Below are 24,654 nucleotides of genomic sequence, written 5' to 3'. Positions count from 1 at the left end.
GTCGTTAGCTCAGTCGGTAGAGCAGTTGGCTTTTAACCAATTGGTCGAAGGTTCGAATCCTTCACGACCCACCACTTCTTTTATTTTTCTTCTCATTTTTAAATCCCTATCGTTTTAGTTCAAATTACTAATTAAAAGTTGTCTTAGCTCAGTCGAGTTTGTAATCGATCATGCAGTTGGCTTTGCTCTTTGTCGAATTGGTCGAAGGTTTGAATCCTTCAAGACCTACCACTTCTTTTGTTTTACCCTTCATGTTTAAATTCCTATTATTTTAGTTAAAACTACTAATCAAGAATCGTCTTAGCTCAGTCGATTTTATAATCGATCATGCAGTTGGCTTTGCTCTTTGTCGAATTGGTCGAAAGTTAGAATCTTTCAGGCTCCACCATTTCCTTTGCTTTACTCTCCTTTTTTGAATCCTTATTACTTTCAGCTAAAATTGCTAATTAAGAACTGTCTTAGCTCTGCTGAATTTATAATCGAGTATTTAGTTGGCTTTACTCTTCATAACCCTTCATAACTCTTCATAGAATTTGTCGAAGTTTATTACCTTTTACTTATCAGTTTTTACTTGAGCTAATCTATTGGATCCTTGAATTTATTTGTCACTCCCAATAAACCCTCTCAATCATCACACTCGATTTATCAAGTACCGTAAATGCTTTTAGATAAGCGTTTTTAGACTAAATAGCACAACTAGTTAAAGGTGTTTTCTGGCAGCTCCGCGAAGAGAGAATATGCATTTGCTTAATAAAAGTGCCTAATTCTTCAGTGATTTTACAAATTAATTTTTGACGATTTAATACATGGTCTTATGCAGCTTTAAGTTGTTGTTTTAATTGTATAAGCACTGGGTTTTGATTGGGTTTAGATTAAGTGATATTCAAACAAACAGAATAAGATAGAGGGCCTAACTACATAACTTTTATGATGAATTAACACTTTGCTTCATTCTTTACTAATATAACTGCGTGACATACGGACGTTATAAATTAGCATCTCGCGCAATACCTTTGTCTAATAGACCTATTGCTAATGTTGCCTAGTTGTTAACTCGGTCATATTTTGTATGGATAATAAAAAGTATCTGGGAGAAAGGGAATGAAACAAGCAAAGTTAACGCTAATTGGAGCTGCAACTATCACCGCAATGAGCCTTGGCGCTCAAGCTGATACAGACTTTCAATTTGGAGGCTATGTAAAAGCAGATGTAATGTTTAGCGATTATAGTAACGGTGCGCCAGACTCTGGCAGCTTATCTCGTCAGTTTTACGTGCCGGGCACCATTTATGGTGATGCAAGTAATGGCAAACAGGTTGTAGATTTTCAAGCTAGAGAATCTCGCTTTAATTTCAAAACATCTACTGATTTAAATGGCCATAAACTTTCAGGCTTTATTGAGCTGGACTTTATGACTCACACTGATGGTAATGAACGCGTTTCAAATAGTTATTCTCCGCGTATTCGCCAAGCATTTGTGAGCTTTGATAACTGGGCAGCAGGTCAAATGTGGACTACTTTTCAAAATCCTGGTGCATTACCTGAAAACTTAGACTTTGTTGGCGCAGCAGATGGTACGCCGTTCGTTCGTCAAACAATGGTTAGATATACTAATGGTGGCTTTCAGTTTTCTGCAGAAAACCCTGAAACAACCTTGAATACCTACAGAGATCCTAACGGTGATCGGGTAACGAGTGGTAGTGGCATGGTGCCAGATTTTGTCGCTCGTTATAACATGAAAACTGAAAGTGGCATGGCCTTTACGTTTGCGGGTATTGCAAGACAGCTTAATATTGAGATGAATAAAGATACTGCCAATCCCATCGATGCCACTGAGTTTGGCTATGGTGTGAGCTTTACTGGCGTAATTCCTGTGGGTCAGGATGATATTAAGATGTCTGCTACATATGGTGAAGGGCTTGGGCGTTATATGGCGCTAAATTATGTGAATGCAGGTGTATTAGACGGCAATGGTGATATTGAAACCATTGGTTCTTATGGTGGTTATATCTCGTACCGTCACTGGTGGAACGATAAGTGGAGAACAAGTATTACCGGTTCTGGCTTTAAAGCCGATAATAATGTTGATTTGAGTGGAAATAACGTCAATAAGGACTCTTATTCTGGTTATATCAATTTACTGTATTCTCCTGTAAAGCCGCTAACCGTGGGTGTTGAATACATGTATGCTAAAAACACTAAAGAAAATGGCGTTGACGGAGAGCTTAACCGCGTAATTTTCTCTATGAAGTATGTGCTCTAGATTATTGAAATAAAACTAAAAAGGAGGCGTAAGCCTCCTTTTTGTATTGAGTTTTAAACTTAAGCCGCTGGCATTAAGTTGTTATCTCTAACATATTGTTCAAACTCAGTGCAGCCACCAATATGATCTTGGTCTACAAAGATTTGCGGCACAGTTTCAACTGGCTTACCAACAGTTTTCTCTAGATCAGCTTTACTGATCCCTTCTGCGTGGATGTCTACGTACTTGAATTTAAAATCATCACGCTTTTCAGTTAGCTGCTCAGCAACTTGTACTGCACGTACACAATAAGGACAACCTGGACGACCGAAAATTACAACAAACATAATAGCTTCCTCAGTTTTAGCTTGAGCACTTTATATCATAGCCATTGCAATTGTTCTAATTGATATTCAAAGTCGGCTTCATCACATTAACTAATTTCATTCAAAATGAGACTTTTCAGTTTGATAACGCCCTTTATAGTCAAATATTGACTCCATTAGCTCCCAACCTTTTTTGCCTTTTTTTAGTAATAATAAATCAGGCTTCCTAAATAACGCTTGGTCATCTACGAGTTGTTGTGGCAGCTTATATTTTTTGTATTGCATGCCTGGAGTGCGGCTATGGGGGAAAATAAACAGAGCAAATACGGCACGGATCTGCGCAGGCGTTTGCATTTTAAAGTAACGGCAAAAATCATTGCCATCGATATCTATGTAGCGCACGACTAGGCGTTCTGTTTGTGCTTCTAGGAGCATACTTTGACATTTGAATAGGTGATGATGTTTTTGTTGTAGCACTTCTTTAAGACGCTTATCAGGGTCAACTAAAACGGATTGGCAATGTTGGCAGACTTTGGCTGCAATGTCGTTTTCTTCACCACAGTTTGGGCATGATTTAGAGCGGAAGCGGAAATCGCATTGCTCTTTCTTGCCATCAACTTCAACCACAGCCTGGCAACGTCTGCCAAAGTGCTCGATGATATCGCCATCATTATCAGTTAATCCCCAAAATATATTGGCAAAATCACAAACAGGGCAATGCACTTGTACAGGCTTACATTTACTATTGGGTTTTGGTTGGCCAACTTCTGGATAAAAAAGGTCATAGCCATTGGCCGCATAATCAATCACAAGGCACTCAGCCTTATTTTTATCAATTCTTAACCCACGGCCAACCATCTGTTGAAATAGGCTTACAGAGGCCGTAGGGCGCAATATAGCGATAAGATCAACATGAGGTGCGTCAAAGCCGGTAGTTAATACGGCTACATTGACTAAATACTTTATTTGCTTGGCTTTAAACTCGTTGATCAACCTGTCGCGATCTTCTCGAGATGTTTTGGCGGTAATAAGCGCAACTTGCTCAGATGCGAGCTTTTCGACAATCTCTTCAGCGTGTTTAACGGTAGCTGCAAATATAATAATTCCTTGGCGGCTGGCACCAAAATCAATAAGTTGCTTAACAATTGCAGTTGTGGCGCGGCCGCAGTGATTAAGAATAGAGTTTACTTCTTTCTCGTTATACTCACCTGTTGCTGATGCCGTTAGTTCACTAAAGTCATATTGCGCACTTAAGCCATCAAACATTTTGGGTTGACTTAAAAAGCCCTGTTTAATAAGAGGGCGCATTGGTAGTTCAAATATGCATTTTTCAAACACAGGTTTTTCAGTGTTGCCAACTTTACCGTGATAGTGGTGGCGATAGATCCAACCCAGATCTAGTCTATAAGGTGTTGCTGTCAGTCCCAGCAACCTTAGCTGGCTATTTTTAGATTTGAGGTGGCTGAGCAACAGTTGGTATTGGCTGTCTTTATCAGGGCTAACGCGGTGACATTCATCAATAATGACTAAGCTATATGGCTCATCAAACTGGGTCGGTTGTTTAACCGCTGACTGAATACTTGCGACAACGGTTTTACCATCAGTTGATTTTTGATTGAGTCCTGCCGAATAGATTTTAGCTTCAGTTGTTAATAGACCAACTTTTTCAGCGTTTTGTGCAACAAGTTCTTTCACATGAGTAAGGACTAGTACTCTTCCTTTGGCTATTCGAGCAAGTTCAGCAATCACAATACTTTTGCCTGCGCCAGTTGGCAAAACGAGCACGGCTGAGTCGGTGCTAGCTTTAAAGTGGCTTATGGCGGCGTCAACCGATTGCTGTTGATAATCTCTTAGTTGCACAAATAGACCTAAGTTAATTTAAAACGATATCTGAAATGATCCCATATTTAGGCTAAAGCGGTAAACAAAAAAAGCCCCTCGAAGAGGGGCTAGGGATATAACACAATCAAAGTGGTTAAATAGCTTATTCGCTACGATTTAGACGTGTCTCGATTAAGGTATCGATAACAGCAGGATCTGCCAGAGTAGAAGAGTCACCTAAGTTAGTCACTTCATTGGCAGCAATCTTACGTAAGAAGCGACGCATGATTTTACCTGAGCGTGTTTTAGGTAGACCGCCAGCCCATTGAATAAGATCAGGGGTCGCTAATGCGCCAATCTCTTTTCTCACCCATTGACGAAGCTCTTGACGCAGTTCTTCGGTCTCTACTGTCCCTTTAGTTAAAGTGACATAAGCATAGATCCCTTGACCTTTAATATCATGCGGGTAACCAACAACAGCAGCTTCAGCAACTTGCTCATGCGAGACTAGTGCGCTTTCAACTTCAGCTGTACCTAGACGGTGACCTGAGACATTAATCACATCATCTACACGGCCGGTGATCCAGTAATAACCGTCTTCGTCACGTTTAGCGCCGTCACCAGTAAAGTACATGCCTCTAAAGGTTTTAAAGTAAGTGAGGACAAATCTGTCGTGGTCACCAAATACGGTACGCATTTGTCCTGGCCAAGAGTCTAAGATAACGAGATTACCTTCAGTTGCTCCCTCAACAATATTACCCATGTTATCAACAAGGGCAGGCTGTACACCGAAGAATGGACGCGTTGCAGAACCAGGTTTAGTATCGGTTGCTCCTGGCAGTGGGCTAATCAAAATACCACCGGTTTCAGTTTGCCACCATGTATCAACAATTGGGCATTTTTCATGACCAATCACATCGTTATACCAGCGCCATGCCTCAGGATTAATCGGTTCACCGACCGAGCCCATAATGCGTAGTGAGCTGCCATCAAAACCGGCAAATTGCTCTTTACCTTCCGCCATCAATGCGCGGATGAGTGTTGGTGCAGTATAAAGAATATTAACCTTGTGGCGATCAATCATCTCACCTAGACGAGCTGGGCTTGGATAATTAGGTACACCTTCATGAATAAGCACTGTCGCGCCGTTCGCAAGTGGGCCGTAAACCATGTATGAGTGACCAGTGATCCAACCTACATCGGCTGTACACCAGTAAACTTCGTTTTCTTTGTAGTCAAATACATACTCATGGGTCATTGCCGCGTAAACCATGTAACCACCGGTTGTATGGAGTACGCCTTTAGGATTGCCCGTTGAGCCTGAAGTATAAAGTAGGAACAGTGGGTCTTCAGCACCCATTTCTTCAGCAACACAATGTTCTGAAGCGGTTTCCATTAATGATTCCCACCAGATATCACGACCTTCAACCCAGTTGATATCGCCGCCGGTGCGCTTCATTACAATGACTTTTTCAATGCAGTTAACATCAGGATGAGACAAAGCTTCATCAATGTTAGCTTTAAGCGGAATAATGCGGCCACCACGAACGCCTTCATCGGCGGTAATAACCACTTTTGAGTTTCCGTCGATAACACGTGATGCAATTGAATCCGGTGAGAAACCACCAAATACCACTGAATGGATTGCACCTATGCGGGCACATGCGAGCATTGCGATAGCGGCTTCCGGTACCATTGGCATATACACAGTAACCACGTCACCGCGGCGCACGCCTTGGCTTCGTAGGGCATTGGCAAACTTACACACTTCTGCATGTAGTTCGCCGTAGGTTAGTGTGCGTTGATCATTTGCGTCATCACCTTCCCAGATAATAGCCAATTTGTCGGCATTGTTTTCTAGGTGTCTGTCTAGACAGTTAGCAGAGGCGTTGAGCGTACCGTCATAAAACCACTTAATAAATAAATTGTGGTCGTCGAAAGAAGTTTCTTTAACTTTAGTAAATGGTTTGATCCAGTCGATACGGTTGCCGTGTTCTCTCCAGAAACCTTCAGGATTGACTATCGACTCCTGATACATTTTTTTATATTGTTCGTCGTTTACCAGTGCGTTTGCAGCGATGTCACTTGGTACTTTATAGAGAGACTGCGTGCTCATTGGGCTTCCCTTATCTAATAATGCGTAAGCTGAGTATGAATTGGGAACGGCCTCTTTCTCTATTAGACCTTGGTCTAGTAATATATTTTCCTTATTTTTTAGTTGGTTGTAATTTTAATTCGGCTGGATTTCGTCCGCTTTTTGCCGCAAAATAGTCCAAAAAAATGAGATCCCTATGAATTTAACCGTTTTAGTTGGCTCAATTGCCATTGTTTATGTGTTATTGCTATTTTTGTTGGCGTGGGGCGCAGAGCGTTGGTTTAGCGGCGTAACTAAACGTTTGCAAACATGGATTTACGGTTTGAGCTTGGCTGTTTATTGCTCGTCATGGAGCTTTCTCGGAACAGTTGGTCAATCTGCTCAAGACTTATGGTCTTTCTTACCTATCTTTATTGGTCCGATAGTTATTTTTATTTTTGGTTTTGGCCTGCTGCGTAAAATGGTCATTGTGTCCAAAGCACAAAATATTACTTCTGTAGCCGACTTTATCGCCGCCCGTTACGGTAAATCTCAACTACTTGCCGCTATCGTTACGCTTATTGCTCTTTTTGGGATCATGCCCTATATCGCTTTGCAGCTAAAAGCGATGGTGTTCAGCCTTAACCTGTTCCAGCCAGATGGTGCATTATTTGACGGCGCTAAAGTGTCATTAATTATCACGGCCATACTTGCGGTGTTCGCCATTTTATTTGGTACTCGTAAGCTCGATGCGACTGAGCACAATCCCGGTATGATGTTGGCCATCGCTTTTGAGTCATTGGTTAAGTTAGGCGCATTTCTGCTTGTTGGTATTGTTATTAGCTTTGGTGTGTTTGATGGTTTTGGCGATATCTGGCGGCAAGCATCTGAGCAAGATTTGATTAATAATCCCAATATTCGTCTGGAATCCTTAACGCCGGAGTTGTTAGTGGGGATGGCGGCATTTTTGTGTATGCCAAGACAGTTTCACGTCATGATGGTTGAATGTGAAAATGAGAAAACCATCTTAAAAGCACGTTGGTTATTTCCGCTGTATTTATTACTTTTTGGTATGTTTGTCGCGCCGTTAGCGCTTGCAGGTAAGTTACTACTTGGCGACGCTGTGGCTGCAGACACCTATGTAATCAACCTTCCTCTAGCGCTCGACCAGCCTTGGTTAGCCGTTGTTGCTTTACTCGGTACACTATCAGCCGCAACAGGCATGGTCATTGTTGCGGTTGTGACTATCAGCGTAATGGTCAGTAATGAGTGGCTGGTACCGTTAATGTTGCGCACTGGGCAGATCAAAGCGCGTAATTTTAGCCAGTTTTCTCAGTTGTTACTAAATGCACGTCGTTTAGCCATTATGCTCATTTTAGGACTTGGCTACTTTAGTTACTTGTCCTTTATGGATAACGACTCACTATCATCGTTAGGTATGTTGTCGTTTGGCGCATTTGCTCAATTAGCGCCGGCGTTAATTGGTGGTATGTATTGGAAGCATGGTAACCGAAGTGGGGTATTTTTAGGTTTAACTGTAGGCTTTGGTTGCTGGTGTTATATTTTAATGCAAGGTGCGGTCAATTCACCGTCTATTGTGACCACTGAATTTGCTTTGCTTGAGTCTATTACCCCTAATGTGCGCGATATTCTTATTGCTTTACTGGCAAATAGTGCATGTTACATGTTGGGCTCCGTTTGGTTTAGAGCGGGCGTTGCCGAGCGGATGCAGGCGAGTGCATTTGTTACGCCCGGTCAGCTTAAAAAAGACACTAACCGTAAAAATGCCCCGGTCTCTCAGCAAGACTTATTAATCCTGGCGAGCCGCTTTGTTAGCCCAACACGTGCTTATGAGAGTTTTTCCTCTTTTTCAGAAGAAGCGGTTAAAAGCGACAGTTGGCATAAAGCCGCGCCACCAGAGCTTATTGCTCATACTGAGCATATGTTAGCAGGCGTACTTGGAGCATCGAGCGCATCACTTGTGCTTGATTCTGTTTTGCAAGGACGAGATCTTGCGCTAGATGAAGTGTTTAGCTTGGTTGATGAGGCATCATCAAAAATTATTCTAAGCCAAGATATGCTACGTGGTGCGATTGAGCATGCCTATGAAGGCATGAGTGTGGTTGATAAAGATCTTAATCTTGTGGCTTGGAACTATAAATACGCCGAACTATATAACTATCCTGATAACTTTTTGCAGGCAGGTATGCCGATAAGTGATGTCGTGCGTTTTAATGCTGAGCGAGGTTATTGCGGCCAAGGCGAGATAGAACAGCAAGTTGAGAAGCGTGTGCAGCACATGCGTAACGGTACACCTCATGTATCAGAGCGGCAACGCAAAGACGGTAAAGTGATTAAAATTCAGGGCAACCCGATGCCCGGTGGTGGCTTTGTAATGACCTTTACCGATATCACCCAATACAGATTACAAGCTAAAGCGCTGCAAGAAGCGAATGAAACCCTAGAAGCTAGAGTGCAAGAGCGTACCTATGAGCTTGCTTTGCTTAACAGTCAGTTACTTGAATCAAAAGCTCAAGAAGAGATGGCTAACGCCTCAAAAAGTCGATTTTTAGCGGCAGTAGGCCATGACTTGATGCAGCCGCTAAATGCCGCGAGGTTGTTTACCGCCTCTTTATCGCAATATCCCAATCTCGACCAAGAGGGGAAAACCACCCTTAACCATGTAAATAGCTCATTAAAAATTGCTGGAGAGTTACTGACCGACTTATTGGATATCTCTAAACTCGATTCTGGGATGGTGGATGTTAATCGCCGAGATTTCGCGATTGCGGATCTATTAGATGGTTTAGCGGTAGAGTTTGATGCGATGTCAAAAGACTGCTCAATTAAATTTGGTTTCGTTGCAAGCTCGGTGACGATTAATTCTGACCCAAGTTTGCTGCGCCGAGTGCTGCAAAATTTCCTAACCAATGCTTATCGCTATGCCAAGGGTAATCGAGTCCTACTCGGCTGTCGTCATCGAGGCTCAGAAATTGAAATCCAAGTAATTGATACGGGTTGCGGTATTGATGAGAGTGAAACTTCAGAGATCTTTAAAGAGTTTAAGCGTTTAGATAACCCTGAAAGTAAGAGCGTCAGCGGTTTAGGTCTAGGCCTTGCTATCGCTGACAGAATTAGCCGTGTCTTGTCGCATGAGATAAATGTAACCTCTGAGCTTGGTAAAGGCTCAGTGTTTTCAATTCGAGTGCCTTTAGGTGAGAAAAATACCGCCCCTAAAGCAAAAAGAGCGCCGTCATTGCAGCAACCTTTAGCAGGGGTAAAGGTGTTATGTATTGATAATGAAGAGGCAATTTTAGCGGGGCTGGAAAGCCTACTTAGCCGCTGGCAATGCGAAGTCATTTGCGCAAAAGATTTGGCTGACGCAAGGATCAAGCTAGGCCTTAAGGGAGTAGCCCCTGATATCGTACTTGCAGATTATCATCTTGATGACGGCCAAAATGGTGTTGATGCAATGGACGGCATTAGAAACCTTTATGGCGAGTATTTACCGGGAATATTAATTACCGCTAATACCCGTAAAGATCTTATTGAGGATATGCAAAGAAGGGGATATCACTATATGGCTAAAATGGTAAAACCTGCTGCATTACGGGCACTGATCTCAAGCTTGGTAAAGAAAGGCTAGTAGTTCAAAATCTTGTAGAAGAAAGCTCAGTAGAGTTGAGCTCAGTAGAGATTATTCAGTAAAGGGTTAGCTTACAGCTGATAATAAAAAGGTACGCAATTAGCGTACCTTTTTATTTGTGAGGTAATAAGCGCTAATGCTTTTCAGTATTAGCGCCATATTTTATTCGACTTTTACAGGTGTTAAACCTTTATCTCTTGATTCCACTGCACTTTCAACATCGAAACCACCAGTTTTCCAACTGTTAGCTTCTTGTGGATTGAAAGACTGGCTTTTCCAGCTTTGTGCAGTTTCTAAATTAAACCCTTGCTTTGACCAGCTACTTGATTGCTCTGCATTAAACCCTGCGCCTTTCCATGCTTGTGCTTGCTCTGCATTAAAGCCAATCTCTTTCCATTCAGCGATATCTCTTTCTGACATACCTTTCCAAGTAGCAGGGGAAGAGGCACAGGCGCTAAGGGCTAAAATAATCATTGCTAGACTGAGTTTTTTCATATCACATTCCTTGGTTAAATCGTCAGTTCTGCTCATCTCATCCGCAGGATTTCCGGATACCACTTTCGACAATACATCATTGGCTGGTTGGTTCATTTTTGAAGCTACTATTGAAGATAGACGCTGAAATTTATATCGACAAGTAATTGCTTAGAATGAAGTAAATAGTCTGCTTAGGAATGGCATGACTACAAATACAGCATGAGTTTATTCGTGAATAGTGAGCCCGTTAGGCAAGCAAGTCTAAAACTAGAACTAACACTAAAACCGAGTACAAAGTAGGAAAAGATTTATGCTATGAATTCAATACAGAAAAACAAACTCGTTAAGTTGAGTTATTAGAGGGTAAGCTTTTGTTGTGAATTAAAGGTGTAGTGAAGGGGAAAACCGCTAACAATAGAGTAGCGGCTTTACTTTAGTTAAATATCGACTTTATCCATTTCCAGCTGTTGCAGTGCAATGACTGCTTGAGTGCGATTTCTTACGCCAAGCTTTCTAAATATTGCAGTTGCATGGGCTTTGATTGTCGCCTCTGAAACACCTAAGTCGTAAGCGATCTGTTTATTCAGCAAGCCCTCTGCAAACATTTGCAGTACTTTATATTGCTGCGGTGTTAGATCGGCAAGTTTACTCGCCATTTGATCTGTTTCGTCTTCATTGATCTCTTGTAGCTCGACATCTTGTGGAAGCCACACATCGCCAAACAGTACCGCTTCAAGTGCTTCTGCTAAGGTTTCCATTGACGATGACTTAGGAATAAATCCTGAACTGCCATAATGGATAGCTCGGCTGATGGTAAGGTTATCTTCATGAGCTGAGATAACTACCACTGGTAAGTCTTGAAAGTGAGTTCTCAAGTGGATTAGCGTTGAATATCCGTGGGAGCCGGGCATCTGCAAATCGAGTAATACGGCATCATATTCAACGTCATCATTTTCGAGTAAGTTTTGTAACGCTTCTGCGCTATCTGCTTCAAACCATTGGGTATTGGTAAACTCAGATGATAAAGCTTGTCTAAGTGCGTTACGAAATAATGGATGGTCGTCAGCAATAATTATATTTAAATTTTCAGGCTTCATGGCTTTATAGGGTTGTTTTGGTTGCACGTGAAGATAGTTCAATGTAACAGATAAATGACAAGCTATTCTATGGCTTTTCTGCTTAAAAGTTACTATTTGTTAAAATAATTGCAGAAGTTAGACTTTGGTCTATGACAGGCTAGCTGCTTGAAATCTCTCTTGAACAATAAAGAAAAGGGCGGTGAATAGTCGCTAGTAATGTTTATTTGTATATCAAAATTTAAGACGCAAATTAAAGAGCTCAATAATCGCTTAAATTTTGATATACATACCTAATGTAACTAAAAACTCATGCTAGCTGTGTGGCGGCCAAACTGCTGTTGGCTTACGTTCTTCGTCAACGGCAACAAAGGTAAATACACCGCGAATCGCATGGTCTCTATGATCTTGATACATGTCTTCAACGAAAATGTTCACTTCTACTTTAATTGAAGTATTACCTACGTGGATCACTCGAGCAATAATTTCAGCTAAGGTACCGGCAGGAATGGGCTTATTAAAATCGATTCTGTCAGAGCTAACTGTTACTAAGGTTTTGCGGCAAAAACGTGTTGCAGCAATAAATGCAGTTTCATCCATCCAAGCTAATGCTTCACCACCAAACAAGGTGTTATGGTGATTGGTAATTGATGGAAAAACGGCTTTGATCACTCGTGCTTCAGACTGTTCGATTCTAAGGGCGACTTCTTCTGGAAAAACTTGCGGGTCTTGCGACAATGGCATACGGCAACCTGTGGTTATGCATTTTATAGAGGCGAGATTATAGCCGTTTTTGTCATTTTATAACAGGTTAGGTACAAGTGTATTAGTCGCTTGATATGATCGGCTCAGAAGCTTGAGCTTGATAATTGTAATTTTCGGGCGAAAAAAAACGCATTGCTTGAATGAAGCAATACGTTTTATGTACCTTTGCTAACATAAGTGTTAGCAATATAACTGAATCGTTACTTTTGCTTTAGCAATTCAATTCTTGCACGAGAAGCCTTAGCAAGATCGCTTAATAAGACTTTTGAGTCTTCCCAGTCAATACATGCATCAGTAATACTCTTGCCGTAAACAAGTTCTTCACCAGCAACGACTTTTTGATTACCTTCTTCGATAAAGCTTTCTGCCATAATGCCAGCAATTGAGGTCGAACCTTGTGCCATTTGCTGCATAATTGATTCAGCAACACTTAACTGTTCTTTATGCATCTTGCGGCTATTACCATGGCTAAAGTCAACCACCATACGCTGAGTCACACCAACACTATCAAGTTGAGCTGCTGCCGCTGCAATATCTTCCGCGTGGTAGTTTGGTTCTTTACCACCGCGTAAAATAATATGACCAAATGGATTACCGTGAGTGCGGTATACAGCCATTGCACCATCTTTATCTGGTGAGTAGAAAATATGTGGCGCTTGTGCTGCACGTACAGCATCAACTGCAATATCAATACTGCCATTAGTGCCATTTTTAAAGCCGACTGGGCACGAAAGTGCCGATGCCATTTCACGGTGAATTTGGCTTTCAGTCGTGCGAGCGCCGATAGCACCCCAAGTTATCAGGTCGGCAATATACTGACCATTCACCATATCTAAAAATTCAGTCGCAATAGGTAACTTAAGTTCGGTGATCTGTTGCAGTAAATGACGTGCTTTACGTAAGCCTTTGTTTGGGCTGAAACTGCCATCTAGATCTGGATCTGAAATCAACCCTTTCCAGCCTACAGTGGTACGTGGCTTTTCAAAATAAACACGCATTAAGATGCACAAATCATCTTTGTACTGTTGATGTAGCTCAGCTAAGCGCTGGGCATAATCGAGTGCAGCTTCTGTGTCGTGGATTGAACAAGGGCCAATGATTACGAGTAGGCGTTGGTCTTCACCACTGATAATAGCCTCAACTTCACGGCGTTGCTGAACAAGGTAGTCAGCTGCATCTTGAGTTAAAGGGTATTCAGAAGCGAGTTGTGCAGGTGAAATTACCTTACATAAAAGGGATGTGCGTAGTTCGTCTGTTTTAATGGTCATTCACAATACCGAGCGTTCGTATGGCTTTCGCCTTAATTACTCGGATTATAACTAATAGTTTGTCTATGCACAGTGGCAATTGCCTTAAAAATGGCGCTAATTTTCACTATATCGATATTTATTTGATATAAATTAAAGGCTTTTAGGTTAAAAAGCCTTTAATTTCAATGTTACTACTTTAAAGAGGGTTTAGAACATATGGCGTTTTAATCCTGTTGCCTCAATGATCTTGGTGGCGATTTCTTCAACAGAGTGGTTAGTTGTGTTGACGAATGGAATACGCTCGCGTTTATACATCATCTCGACTTCTTTAACTTCTAAGCGGCACTGGCGTAACGAAGAGTAGCGGCTGTCTGACATGCGGCTTTGACGAATTTCGTGCAATCTTTCCGGATTAATTGTTAGTCCGAATAACTTACTCTTATTACGCTTTAATGCATCTGGTAACTTTAAGTTATCCATATCATCTTCGGTAAACGGGTAGTTTGCTGCCTTTATACCAAATTGCATAGAAAGGTACAGGCTCGAGGGAGTTTTACCGCAGCGTGATACCCCAAGTAAAATCAGATCGGCTTTATCCATGTGTTTCATGGTTTGGCCGTCATCATTTTCCATGGCGTAATTAATCGCATCTATACGTGCTTCATATCCATCATTAGTTTTACCATGGGTACGATGCAGTGCTGGAGCAGCAGCAATACCTAGTTGTTTTTCTAATGGCGCGACAAAAGTATTTAAAAAGTCATAATCTAAGCCTTCACTGCTATAGATGACATCTCTAATCTCTGCTTTAACGATAGAATGGAAAACTAACGGCCGTTCACCTGTTGTAATAAAACAATCATTTATTTGGGCCTTTACGGCTTCAGCTTTGGCAACGGTTTCTACGAATGGAATTGTAAGTGCATCAAATTCAAGCGGAAACTGCGATAGCACTGCGTGACCAAACACCTCAGCTGTGATCGCTGTCCCATCTGAGATATAGAATACTTTACGTAACATTTTGACCTCTTGTAGTAATAAAATTACAAATAAAATTATACATTTACGCTTGTTGTCATGGAGTGTAAGATGCCTCTGCTCTCGTGTGAAGAGCCACACTAAAAATATACTTGCGGAGATAAAAACTGTGCAGCAATACGTACTCTGGTATCAAGAATTAGGCATGGGCGATGTTAACAAGGTAGGCGGTAAAAACGCTTCTCTTGGTGAGATGATTAGCAATCTATCAAATGCAGGCGTTCAAGTGCCTGGTGGATTCGCAACAACATCTTTTGCGTTCAATGAATTTCTTGAACAAAGTGGACTTAACCAGAAGATATACGAAATTCTAGAATCCCTAGATGTAGATGACGTGAACGCACTCGCTACAGCCGGTGCACAGATTAGACAGTGGGTTATCGATACCCCATTCCATCCAGAATTTGAGCAAGCAGTTCGTGAAGCTTACGACCAGCTTAGCTCTGAGACAACTGATGCATCTTTTGCTGTGCGTTCTTCTGCAACAGCTGAAGATATGCCAGATGCATCATTTGCTGGCCAACAAGAAACTTTCCTAAACGTTAAGGGTTATGAAGCCGTTCTTGAAGCAACTAAGCATGTATTTGCTTCTTTGTTTAATGACCGCGCTATTTCATACCGTGTTCACCAAGGATATGACCATAAAGGTGTTGCTTTGTCTGCTGGTATTCAGCGCATGGTACGCTCAGATAAAGCGGCTTCAGGTGTAATGTTCACCATGGACACTGAGTCTGGTAACAATGATGTGGTATTTATTACTTCTTCATTCGGTCTAGGTGAAATGGTTGTTCAAGGTGCAGTTAACCCTGACGAATTTTATGTTCACAAGCCAACTTTAGTTGCTGGACATAAAGCGGTTGTACGCCGCAACATCGGTAGCAAGCTAATCCAAATGGTGTACTCAGATGATGAGTCACATGGTAAGCAAGTTAAGATTGAAGATATCGCAGCAGATAAGCGCCGCGAATTCTCTATCAACGATGCTGAAGTACAAGAACTTGCTAAGCAAGCTATGACTATCGAGAAGCATTACGGTCGTCCAATGGACATCGAATGGGCTAAAGACGGTAACGACGGTAAGTTGTATATCGTACAGGCTCGTCCTGAAACTGTTCGTTCTCGTGAAGATGTGCAGCTTATTGAGCGTTACCACCTTAAAACTCAAGGTGATGTAGTTTGTGAAGGCCGCGCGATTGGTCACAAGATTGGTAAAGGTGTTGCTAAAGTGCTTAAGTCAATCGACGACATGGACCAAATCCAACCAGGTGATGTACTTGTTACTGACATGACAGATCCTGATTGGGAACCAATCATGAAGCGTGCCAGCGCAATTGTAACTAACCGTGGTGGCCGTACTTGTCACGCAGCAATTATTGCTCGTGAGCTAGGTGTACCTGCTGTAGTTGGTTGTGGCGATGTCACTGAACGTATCCAAAGCGGTCAAGAAATTACGGTTTCTTGTGCAGAGGGCGACACAGGTTATATCTACAGCGGCCTGCAAGAGTTTGATGTTGTTTCATCACGTGTTGATGCAATGCCTGAATTGCCAATGAAGATCACTATGAACGTGGGTAACCCTGACCGAGCGTTTGACTTTGCGCGTCTACCTAACGAAGGTGTTGGTCTTGCGCGTCTTGAGTTCATCATCAACCGCATGATTGGTATTCACCCTAAAGCATTGCTTGAGTTCAATGACCAAACTGCTGAACTACAACAAGAGATCCACGAGATGATCGCGGGTTACGAGTCACCAGTAGAATACTACGTGGCGCGCCTTGTTGAAGGTATTGCAACAATCGGTTCAGCTTTCCATCCAAAGAAAGTGATTGTTCGTATGTCAGACTTTAAGTCAAACGAATACGCTAACTTAGTGGGTGGTGACCGTTACGAGCCTGAAGAAGAAAACCCAATGTTGGGCTTCCGTGGCGCTAGCCGTTACATCTCTGAATCATTCCGCGATTGTTTTGCACTTGAATGTGAAGCAATTAAGCGTGTTCGTAATGACATGGGTCTGAAGAACGTTGAAATCATGATCCCATTCGTACGTACGCTTGATGAAGCGGCGCAAGTTATTGAGCTACTAAAAGAGCAAGGTCTAGAACGCGGTAAAGATGGTTTACGCGTTATCATGATGTGTGAGCTACCTTCAAACGCATTGCTAGCTGACCAGTTCCTAGAGTACTTCGATGGTTTCTCTATCGGTTCTAACGACTTAACTCAGCTGACTCTTGGTCTTGACCGAGATTCAGGCATCATTAGCCACCTGTTTGATGAGCGTAATGAAGCGGTTAAAGCTCTGCTGGCGCTAGCAATTAAAGCGGCTAAAGCTAAAGGTGCTTATGTGGGTATTTGTGGTCAAGGACCATCAGATCACCCTGACTTTGCTGCTTGGCTAGTAGAGCAAGGAATCGATACTGTATCTCTTAACCCAGATACTGTTATTGACACTTGGTTATACCTTGCTGAAGCACACGCATAACAGTCTTTGTCACTGTTAAAATGAATGGTTAAATCTGCGTGATTTAACATTTCGTTAAAAAAGCCGCTATTGAGCGGCTTTTTTTATGTTTATAATGCTGACATACCCTAAAAATAATAAATGACAGAAGCAGCTATGTTACCCAAGTTATCGCATCAACAAACACTTGAACCTATCTACCTTTCTTTTTTATCTGCATTGGAACAGGGCGCATTTTCTGGTGATATCGACACGCGTTACAGTGCGCGTTTAGCCCAAGCCACCGATAACTCCGTGTACCAGTTTTTGCCTCAAGCTGTGATATACCCAAAAACGGCCCAAGATGTGCAATTTGCGCTAATGCTTGCCAATAACGCAGAATTTGAAAAAGTAGTGTTTAGCGCACGTGGTGGTGGAACGGGGACTAATGGCCAGTCATTAACTCACGGCATTATTGTTGATATGTCGCGTTACATGAACCAAGTGCTGGAAGTTAATGCTGCTGAAGGTTGGGTACGAGTGCAAGCTGGTGTGGTAAAAGATGCCCTTAATGATGCATTGCGGCCTCATGGCTTTTTCTTTAGCCCTGATCTTTCGACATCAAATCGCGCAACTCTTGGCGGTATGATTAACACTGACGCCTCAGGTGCAGGTTCACTGGTTTACGGTAAAACTTCTGATCATGTATTGGGTTTAACCAGTGCCTTATTTGATGGCTCGTTATTAAATACATCGCCAGTTAGTAAAGCTCAATTAGCTGATATCGACTCAGTTAGTGACAATGTATTAGGCCAGCAACTTATTTCTACCATTGCTGATATGTGTAAGGGCAATCGTGAGCAAATCCAGCAACGGTTTCCTAAGTTAAACCGTTTTTTAACCGGCTATGACTTAAAAAATGTTTGGGACGATAAACTTGAACACTTTGACTTATCGCGCATTATAGCAGGCTCAGAAGGCACATTAGCGGTTATTACCGAAGCAAAATTGAATATTACGCCTCTGCCGACTTGTCGGATGATGGTCAATATCAAGTATGACTCGTTTGAATCTGCACTTCGTCACGCGCCAGATCTAGTAAAAGCGAATGCAACTGTGGTTGAAACAGTCGACTCAAAAGTCTTAAATCTCGCGAAACAAGACATTATTTGGCACTCGGTATCAAAGCTAATCAAAGATGTACCGGGTAAAGAGATTGATGGCCTTAATATGGTTGAGTTTGCCGGTGAGCTAGCTGATGTAGAGGCACGCGTTGCAAATTTAGAGTCCATGCTTAATGCGCAAATAAGTCAAAGTGAAGCGGGATTACTGGGCTATCAAGTCACATCAGATAAAGCCAGTATCAACACTATTTATGCGATGCGTAAAAAGGCTGTTGGACTATTAGGCGCAGCAAAAGGCACGCGTAAACCGATTGCTTTTGCTGAAGATACGGCGGTACCACCTGAAAAGTTAGCTGACTTTATTTTAGAGTTTAGAGCACTACTTGATAGCCATCAGCTTCAATACGGCATGTTTGGCCATGTCGATGCCGGGGTGCTGCATGTTCGCCCTGCACTGGATATGTGTGATGAGCAAGATGAAAGGCTACTGAAAACCATTTCAGACCAAGTCGCTGATCTAACGCTTAAATATGGCGGCTTGATGTGGGGCGAACACGGTAAAGGGGTGCGCGGTGAGTATGGTCCTGCAGTATTTGGTGAGCACCTTTATGGCTTGCTAGAAGAAGTAAAAGGTTTATTTGATCCTAAGAATAAGCTTAACCCTGGCAAGTTGGTGGCGCCAAAAAATAGTGGCCCAATGTTGTACAACGTTGATAGCGTAAAGCGTGGTGCATTTGATAGACAAATACCGATTAAAACTCGTGAAGCTTTTCCTGATGTAATGAATTGTAATGGTAATGGTCTTTGCTTTAACTACAGCGTTTATTCACCTATGTGCCCGTCATTCAAGGTCACAGGAGATCGTATTCATTCCCCTAAAGGCCGAGCGGGTTTAATGCGTGAATGGTTGCGTTTACTTGAAGCTGAAGGCGTTGATGTTAATGAGCTTAGCCGTAGTAAACCCTTAGGTTGGCTGCAGCGTGCGCAAAACACTTTGAAAATAGATAAAGAATACGATTACTCCCATGAAGTGATGGAGTCATTAAAAGGTTGTTTAGCTTGTAAGGCCTGCTCAAGCCAGTGCCCAGTTAAAGTCGATGTGCCTAAGTTTAGAGCGCAGTTTTTTGATATTTACTACCAGCGTTACTTACGCCCAGCAAAAGACTATTTAGTGGCTGGGATTGAAGATTCTTTACCCTTGATGGCCAGCGCGCCAAGACTTGTGAACGCGGTATCGCAAAATAGTCTGAGTAAATGGGTCATTAAAAAGTCACTCGGTTATGTAGACGCACCGGCGTTATCTGTACCGACGTTAAAACAACGCTTAGAAGGGCATCCGAGCCGCGGTTATGATTTAGCTGCCTTGCAACAAATCCCTGAAAGTGAACGCAGCCAATATGTGCTGGTGGTACAAGATCCTTTCAATAGCTTTTATGAAGCTGGTACGGTTTATCACTTTATCCAGCTGATTGAAAAGCTTGGTCTTAAGCCGGTGTTATTACCATTTAAGCCAAATGGTAAACCTATTCATATTAAAGGTTTCCTCGACAAATTTGCTCGCACAGCTAAGTCAACGGCAGATTTTCTCAATCAAGTGGCGGAGCTTAATATGCCAATGGTTGGGATCGATCCGGCATTAGTGCTGTGCTATCGCGACGAATATAAAGAAGTGTTAGCGGGCGCACGCGGTAATTTCCATGTACAGCTTGCAAATGAATGGCTATTAGATGCACTAAATAACGTACCTGCTAGAGAAGTGTTAACTGATGAAAACGCCAAGGAATTTACTTGGTTTAGCCATTGTACGGAGTCTACTGCTAAGCCGAATACCGCTAATGAGTGGCAAGGTATTTTTGCGCATTTTGGTGCTAAGCTTAATACGGTTAATTTAGGTTGTTGTGGTATGGCTGGCACATACGGCCATGAGGCCGAAAACTTGGAACGCTCTAAAGCACTTTATAGCATGTCTTGGGAGCAAACCTTGGCGAAGTTGCCGCAATCTCAAGTGCTGATTTCTGGTTATTCTTGTCGAAGCCAAGTAAAGCGCTTTAGCGGCTTCAAGCCTAAGCATCCTGTTGAAGCTTTACTAAACTTGTTTTAATCACTTTGTAAGCCACCTGCTAAAGTAGGTGGTTTTTTACTTGCTTTACAAGATGGTTTTTCTAGTTTGCGAAACGTTTTTTCAAAACGGCATTGACTGAATCGCAAAGCAGCTAACGTAAAACTGTCATCAATGCTGATAACGTTTATTATCAAATGAGGAGCGATTAGCAATGAGTACTACGCATGAATCGAGCTGTGCAGGTGATGTGTTAGCTTCTCTTTCTAATAGACAAGAGCTCTGCACCGAAACAGTTTTGTTTGAAATCAATGCTAAAGGTGATTGGTTCTATCAATCTGGTAAGTTACCACTAAAATTTTGTAAATTATTTGCAAGCATTCTAAACCGTATTGATGATGAATACTTTCTTATCACACCCGTGGAGAAGTTAAGGGTTAACGTTGCTGAACAAGCACTATTGATTGTTGATTATCAAGCGGATGATAATGGCCACTATTTACTTCAATCCAGTATTGAAACCGAGCATATTATTGAGGGTTTTGATGAGTTTATTGTACATGACGATGCCGTCACCGTTATCCTTGCCCGGGGTGTTGAAGCAAAGCTTGCAAGGGCGTGTTTCTATCGTTTTGTTAACGAGTTTATTGCCTAAAATACTTATTCGTTATCATTAATCTGCTGTTGGTTTTTTCGAAATAACTTCTTAATTCAAATTAATGAATTTTAAGCGTTTTAATTAATCCTGAATAAATAGCATACAGTAATGCTAGTTTCTTTTGATGTAGATGATAAGATTAGAGCAAGCCCCGCAGCGCTATGGAGGTGCTAATTGAATCGATTTGAGAGTCTAGGTGACTTGGTATCTCATTTGAACGTTGATCTGCAAAATGCATTAGATCAGCGCCTTAAGCGATACGAGTTAGATATCAAACTTTGGCCTGTTTTGTTTTCATTATGGCAAGAGGAAGGCGTGACACAAACCGCGCTCTCAAAACGCTGTGATGTGGCAAATTACACTATGACTCGTCTGCTTGATCAGCTTCAGCAGCAAGGATTGATTACCCGCCACCAAGATGCAGAAAACCGCCGCGCATTTCAAATTTACCTCACTGATAACGGTAAAGCCCTTGAGCAAGATTTAGTGAGGGAAGCTGAAAGAGTCAATGAGGCTTTCTTAGATAACCTAGAGTATGAAGAGCGGGCGCAATTCCTATTATTACTCAATAAAATCAATCGTTATAAATAACTTAGCTTGCTAGGCAACAGTGATGTTATGCCTTTACTTGGCACTTTTTTAAAGCGTCATACTGTTAATCTATTGCACTTATAGGTTGCAATTTGATTTGAACGTATCCAGCTAAGTTATCTTGTTTAAGTTGTCCTGTTTAAGTTGTCCTGTTTAAGTAGTTTGCGAGGTCTTCAACTTTGCTTTTGTCGGCATCCCTATATGATTTTCAATTGAAATAGCTAAAGATACCTAAAAGGAGAAACCATGAAGTCGTTTCTAATAACACTTTGTGCAGTAACTTTACTCACTGCTTGTTCGATTAATATCAATAAATCTAAAACGCCTAAGCACCAAGTTGAAGCTGCCGCGAGTATTTCGAATGTATCAGCCGAGTCAAGAGAGCATCAAGGCGCTGGTGGAGTGTTTATTAAGGTTGTTAACCTTGGTAATGGTAACAGTGTAATTGTTGAGGAGGGGCGCCTAGAGCCACGTTCAATTGGCAGTATCACGGTCAAACTGTATCGCGACCTTAATGTGGGTGACTTTATCGATGCTATTAGCTTTGTTCGCGATGGCACAATTTTAAAAGTAGAGCTGAGCGAAAATGGTGAGCTTGAACAAAAACTCGCGATTACAACAGTGACTGCCGGCAGCGGTAACTATCAAAACACTCGACTGATTTGTGTTAATGCTAGCTCAGTTACATTATGTTAGGTCGTGAATAATGAATAGCTTTAAAGATATCGTTCTAGTTAAACGTGAGAAAAAATACCAGCATAAGCCCGATAGAAAGTATGGCTTGCTGAGTGAGTTGGCGGCTGCGGTAAAGCTCTTTTTTACCTTGTTTTAAACTAGCGACTAAATTGTTTTGTTTGTAGATATGGCACACTAGCTGTTCAGTACTAGGGTCTAGCAAGAGCAATAAAGTTGCGGCTTTACCATCCTTTAACGTTAGGTTGTGCTGACTTTGCTGACCAAAGTTTAGCTTTCTAGATACGCGCTTGCCATTAATAAACATCTCCTCTAACCCTGACCAGTTACTGGCTTGCAATTCAATATTGTCTTGATTGAGTGCATATTTAAATATCGCCATAACAGTAAGCCTTGTTAAATGAGTAGCTTTTAAGTCAAGCAGATGAAGCTGAGTTTTTCCAGTTACATAAATACAGACTAGTATTCAACGATAGTGCTATCTATATGCTTTTAAAGTAAAAACATGCCGATAAACACTGTGGTTTGGATATGAAAATACCCAGCACTCTGGCTGGGTATTTAGCTTTAAAGCTTATTACAGTAAGCGATTATTTTGCTGCGTTAATGATGTTTCTTGCCATCTCGTCAGCCACATCACCTGTTGTACGGTTTTGCTCATCAGCATGAGAGAAAACGGTTAGTAACGTATTATAAATTTCTTCTACTTTTGCTGTTGCTGCTGACGCGTCATAGTCTTTTTCAAAAGACACGTTGATAATACCGCCAGCATTAATGACATAGTCAGGAGCGTATAGAATACCTAGATCTTTTAGCATTTCACCATGGCGCACTTCAGCTAACTGGTTGTTGGCACAACCGGCAACAATTGTCGCCTTAATCATTGGAATCGTGATGTCGTTAATCGTTGCACCTAAAGCGCACGGTGCGTACACATCAACGTCTTGGTGGTAGATATCTTGTGGAGCAACAACGGTTGCACCAAACTCTGTGGCAACTTTGTCTAAAGACTCTTGATGGATATCAGTAACAATCAGCTCTGCACCTTCTGCATGTAGATGGCGACATAGGTAATAACCTACATGGCCAACACCTTGCACTGAGATTTTTAAACCTTTCAGGCTGTCTAGTCCACGTTGGTGTTTCACCGCAGCTTTAATGCCTAAGTATGTACCAAGCGCAGTAAACGGCGATGGATCGCCACTTTTACCTTCAAGACCTGCCATGTAAGGGGTTTCTTGATGAGCAATCATGATATCTGAAGTTGAAACGCCCACATCTTCAGCAGAGTAGTATTTGCCACCTAAGGTATCAATACAACGACCAAAGGCTCTAAATAGCGCTTCTCTGTCTTGTATTTTCGGATCGGCAATAATAACAGACTTACCACCACCCATTGCTAAACCTGCCATCGCATTCTTATACGTCATGCCGCGTGATAAACGCAAAACGTCAGTGACAGCTTCGTCATCTGACTCATAGTTCCACATTCTACAACCACCTACTGCAGGTCCAAGGTTGGTATTGTGGATTGCAATAATGGCTTTTAAGTCGCTTTCTTTATCATGACAAAAAACGACCTGTTCATGGTCGTCGAACGAGATGTGATTGAAAATTGCCACTTGTTGATCTCCGCTGTGAGCATCGAATGACCGCCGCTGTAGGATTACAGAGTGGTCTACTTGTTATATTTATTGCAGAACGATAGCATTTAGGGATACTCTCAATAAAGTAAAGACTCGGAATATTTGTGATCTGTCTGGCAATTTTGCTTTCCACTTTACGTTAACGTAAAGTTGTTGCTTAGTTTAAGCGTCAGAAGTGTGAAAAGGTTTTTATCTTTTTGAGAAGACAGAAGCAAAAATAACAATAAGAAAGGAAGTTTAAATGGCTGAAGAAGTAGTAGATCAAGAGCAGCAGATCCAAGAGTGGACTCGAGCTCAGTTTCAAAAGGCAAATAAATTTTTGGCTGAGAAAGGTATTATGCCACACAAGGTTCACCCTGAAGAAAGCCGTTATTTAGCCCCTTATGTTGCGTTATGGAAAATTGATTCTAAAAAGCCAACTAAACAAACTTACTGGGTCATGTCAGGAGATTTACCTTCTGATTATGTTGAGGTGAGTGTTGCTGCAACGGCTCGAGAAGCCTTAAGACATTTTTCTATGATGTGGCAGATGAAAGCTGAAAACATTCAGCGTTCAGGTTTAACAAAAGATCCTGCTCAGGCAAAATTTGCCCAGCTTTTAGTGTCTCGCGCTGAAAGCCTTTATAAAATGCAGGCAGATGACAATATCTGGGGCCCCAAAGGCTAATACTGCAAACTTATGATTGCAGTAAAAAGGCATCCTATGGATGCCTTTTTAGTTTTTAAATGGAC

The 24,654-nt window shown here is 41.9% G+C and carries 18 protein-coding genes; 8 read left to right on the top strand and 10 right to left on the bottom strand.

What is annotated here, in order from left to right:
• Positions 1-1,101: 1,101 nt before the first annotated feature.
• Positions 1,102-2,262: a DcaP family trimeric outer membrane transporter gene (locus MSG37_RS10885; protein WP_248470694.1), complete on the top strand. Its 1,161-nt coding sequence runs from the start codon at positions 1,102-1,104 to the stop codon at positions 2,260-2,262.
• A gap of 59 nt (positions 2,263-2,321) precedes the next feature.
• Here the strand turns inward: MSG37_RS10885 and MSG37_RS10880 are convergent, their stop codons facing one another.
• The 3 genes from MSG37_RS10880 to acs form a co-directional block, all read right to left on the bottom strand.
• On the bottom strand, positions 2,322-2,588 hold the full coding sequence (locus MSG37_RS10880) for a GrxA family glutaredoxin (protein ID WP_248470693.1): 267 nt from the start codon (positions 2,586-2,588) through the stop codon (positions 2,322-2,324).
• A 96-nt stretch (positions 2,589-2,684) separates the two neighbouring features.
• Positions 2,685-4,427: a DEAD/DEAH box helicase gene (locus MSG37_RS10875; RefSeq protein ID WP_248470692.1), complete on the bottom strand. Its 1,743-nt coding sequence runs from the start codon at positions 4,425-4,427 to the stop codon at positions 2,685-2,687.
• A 124-nt stretch (positions 4,428-4,551) separates the two neighbouring features.
• Positions 4,552-6,504 carry an acetate--CoA ligase gene (gene acs, locus MSG37_RS10870; RefSeq protein WP_248470691.1) on the bottom strand — a complete coding sequence of 651 codons (1,953 nt, stop codon included), beginning with the start codon at positions 6,502-6,504 and terminating at the stop codon, positions 4,552-4,554.
• 175 nt (positions 6,505-6,679) lie between these two features.
• On the opposite strand from acs, the gene MSG37_RS10865 reads away from it, so the two are divergent.
• Positions 6,680-10,108, top strand: a complete 3,429-nt coding sequence (locus MSG37_RS10865; RefSeq protein ID WP_248470690.1) for a PAS domain-containing hybrid sensor histidine kinase/response regulator — start codon at positions 6,680-6,682, stop codon at positions 10,106-10,108.
• Positions 10,109-10,270: 162 nt separating this feature from the next.
• Here MSG37_RS10865 and MSG37_RS10860 read toward each other — a convergent pair whose 3' ends face one another.
• From MSG37_RS10860 to MSG37_RS10840, 5 genes are all read right to left on the bottom strand, one after another.
• Positions 10,271-10,699 (bottom strand): hypothetical protein, encoded by a 429-nt coding sequence (locus MSG37_RS10860; RefSeq protein WP_248470689.1) that lies wholly within the window; start codon positions 10,697-10,699, stop codon positions 10,271-10,273.
• A 323-nt stretch (positions 10,700-11,022) separates the two neighbouring features.
• Positions 11,023-11,682 (bottom strand): response regulator transcription factor, encoded by a 660-nt coding sequence (locus MSG37_RS10855; RefSeq protein WP_248470701.1) that lies wholly within the window; start codon positions 11,680-11,682, stop codon positions 11,023-11,025.
• Positions 11,683-11,976: 294 nt separating this feature from the next.
• Entirely contained in the window at positions 11,977-12,405 is a 429-nt protein-coding gene (locus MSG37_RS10850) for an acyl-CoA thioesterase (RefSeq protein ID WP_248470688.1), read from the bottom strand.
• Between the two features lie 221 nt (positions 12,406-12,626).
• A complete protein-coding gene (locus MSG37_RS10845; RefSeq protein WP_248470687.1) occupies positions 12,627-13,694 on the bottom strand; it encodes a 3-deoxy-7-phosphoheptulonate synthase in 1,068 nt (355 codons plus the stop codon).
• Positions 13,695-13,883: 189 nt separating this feature from the next.
• Positions 13,884-14,696: a pyruvate, water dikinase regulatory protein gene (locus MSG37_RS10840; RefSeq protein ID WP_248470686.1), complete on the bottom strand. Its 813-nt coding sequence runs from the start codon at positions 14,694-14,696 to the stop codon at positions 13,884-13,886.
• A 127-nt stretch (positions 14,697-14,823) separates the two neighbouring features.
• Here MSG37_RS10840 and ppsA point away from each other — a divergent pair, with 127 nt between their 5' ends.
• The 5 genes from ppsA to MSG37_RS10815 all read left to right on the top strand — a co-directional run bounded on the left by ppsA (position 14,824) and on the right by MSG37_RS10815 (position 22,279).
• A complete protein-coding gene (ppsA, locus tag MSG37_RS10835) occupies positions 14,824-17,193 on the top strand; it encodes a phosphoenolpyruvate synthase (RefSeq protein WP_248470685.1) in 2,370 nt (789 codons plus the stop codon).
• 135 nt (positions 17,194-17,328) lie between these two features.
• Positions 17,329-20,376, top strand: coding sequence for an FAD-binding and (Fe-S)-binding domain-containing protein (locus MSG37_RS10830; RefSeq protein WP_248470700.1), 3,048 nt, complete (start codon positions 17,329-17,331; stop codon positions 20,374-20,376).
• A gap of 172 nt (positions 20,377-20,548) precedes the next feature.
• On the top strand, positions 20,549-20,989 hold the full coding sequence (locus MSG37_RS10825; protein WP_248470684.1) for a DUF1285 domain-containing protein: 441 nt from the start codon (positions 20,549-20,551) through the stop codon (positions 20,987-20,989).
• Positions 20,990-21,166: 177 nt separating this feature from the next.
• A complete protein-coding gene (locus MSG37_RS10820) occupies positions 21,167-21,583 on the top strand; it encodes a MarR family transcriptional regulator (RefSeq protein ID WP_248470683.1) in 417 nt (138 codons plus the stop codon).
• Positions 21,584-21,829: 246 nt separating this feature from the next.
• Positions 21,830-22,279 (top strand): PliI family lysozyme inhibitor of I-type lysozyme, encoded by a 450-nt coding sequence (locus MSG37_RS10815; protein WP_248470682.1) that lies wholly within the window; start codon positions 21,830-21,832, stop codon positions 22,277-22,279.
• Positions 22,280-22,313: 34 nt separating this feature from the next.
• On the opposite strand, the gene MSG37_RS10810 is transcribed toward MSG37_RS10815, so the two are convergent.
• Together MSG37_RS10810 and MSG37_RS10805 are read right to left on the bottom strand one after the other, a co-directional pair.
• Complete coding sequence (locus MSG37_RS10810; protein WP_248470681.1) at positions 22,314-22,658, bottom strand: hypothetical protein; 345 nt, start codon at positions 22,656-22,658, stop codon at positions 22,314-22,316.
• Between the two features lie 208 nt (positions 22,659-22,866).
• Positions 22,867-23,898: a Glu/Leu/Phe/Val dehydrogenase dimerization domain-containing protein gene (locus tag MSG37_RS10805; RefSeq protein WP_248470680.1), complete on the bottom strand. Its 1,032-nt coding sequence runs from the start codon at positions 23,896-23,898 to the stop codon at positions 22,867-22,869.
• A 265-nt stretch (positions 23,899-24,163) separates the two neighbouring features.
• Here MSG37_RS10805 and MSG37_RS10800 point away from each other — a divergent pair, with 265 nt between their 5' ends.
• Complete coding sequence (locus tag MSG37_RS10800; protein ID WP_248470679.1) at positions 24,164-24,589, top strand: DUF4826 family protein; 426 nt, start codon at positions 24,164-24,166, stop codon at positions 24,587-24,589.
• Positions 24,590-24,654 lie beyond the last annotated feature (65 nt).

It is taken from the genome of Shewanella sp. 1CM18E (genome assembly GCF_023161665.1).
Lineage (GTDB): Bacteria > Pseudomonadota > Gammaproteobacteria > Enterobacterales > Shewanellaceae > Shewanella.
The sequence above is the reverse complement of the archived record's forward strand: the minus strand, read 5'-3'. Positions and strand labels throughout refer to the sequence as shown.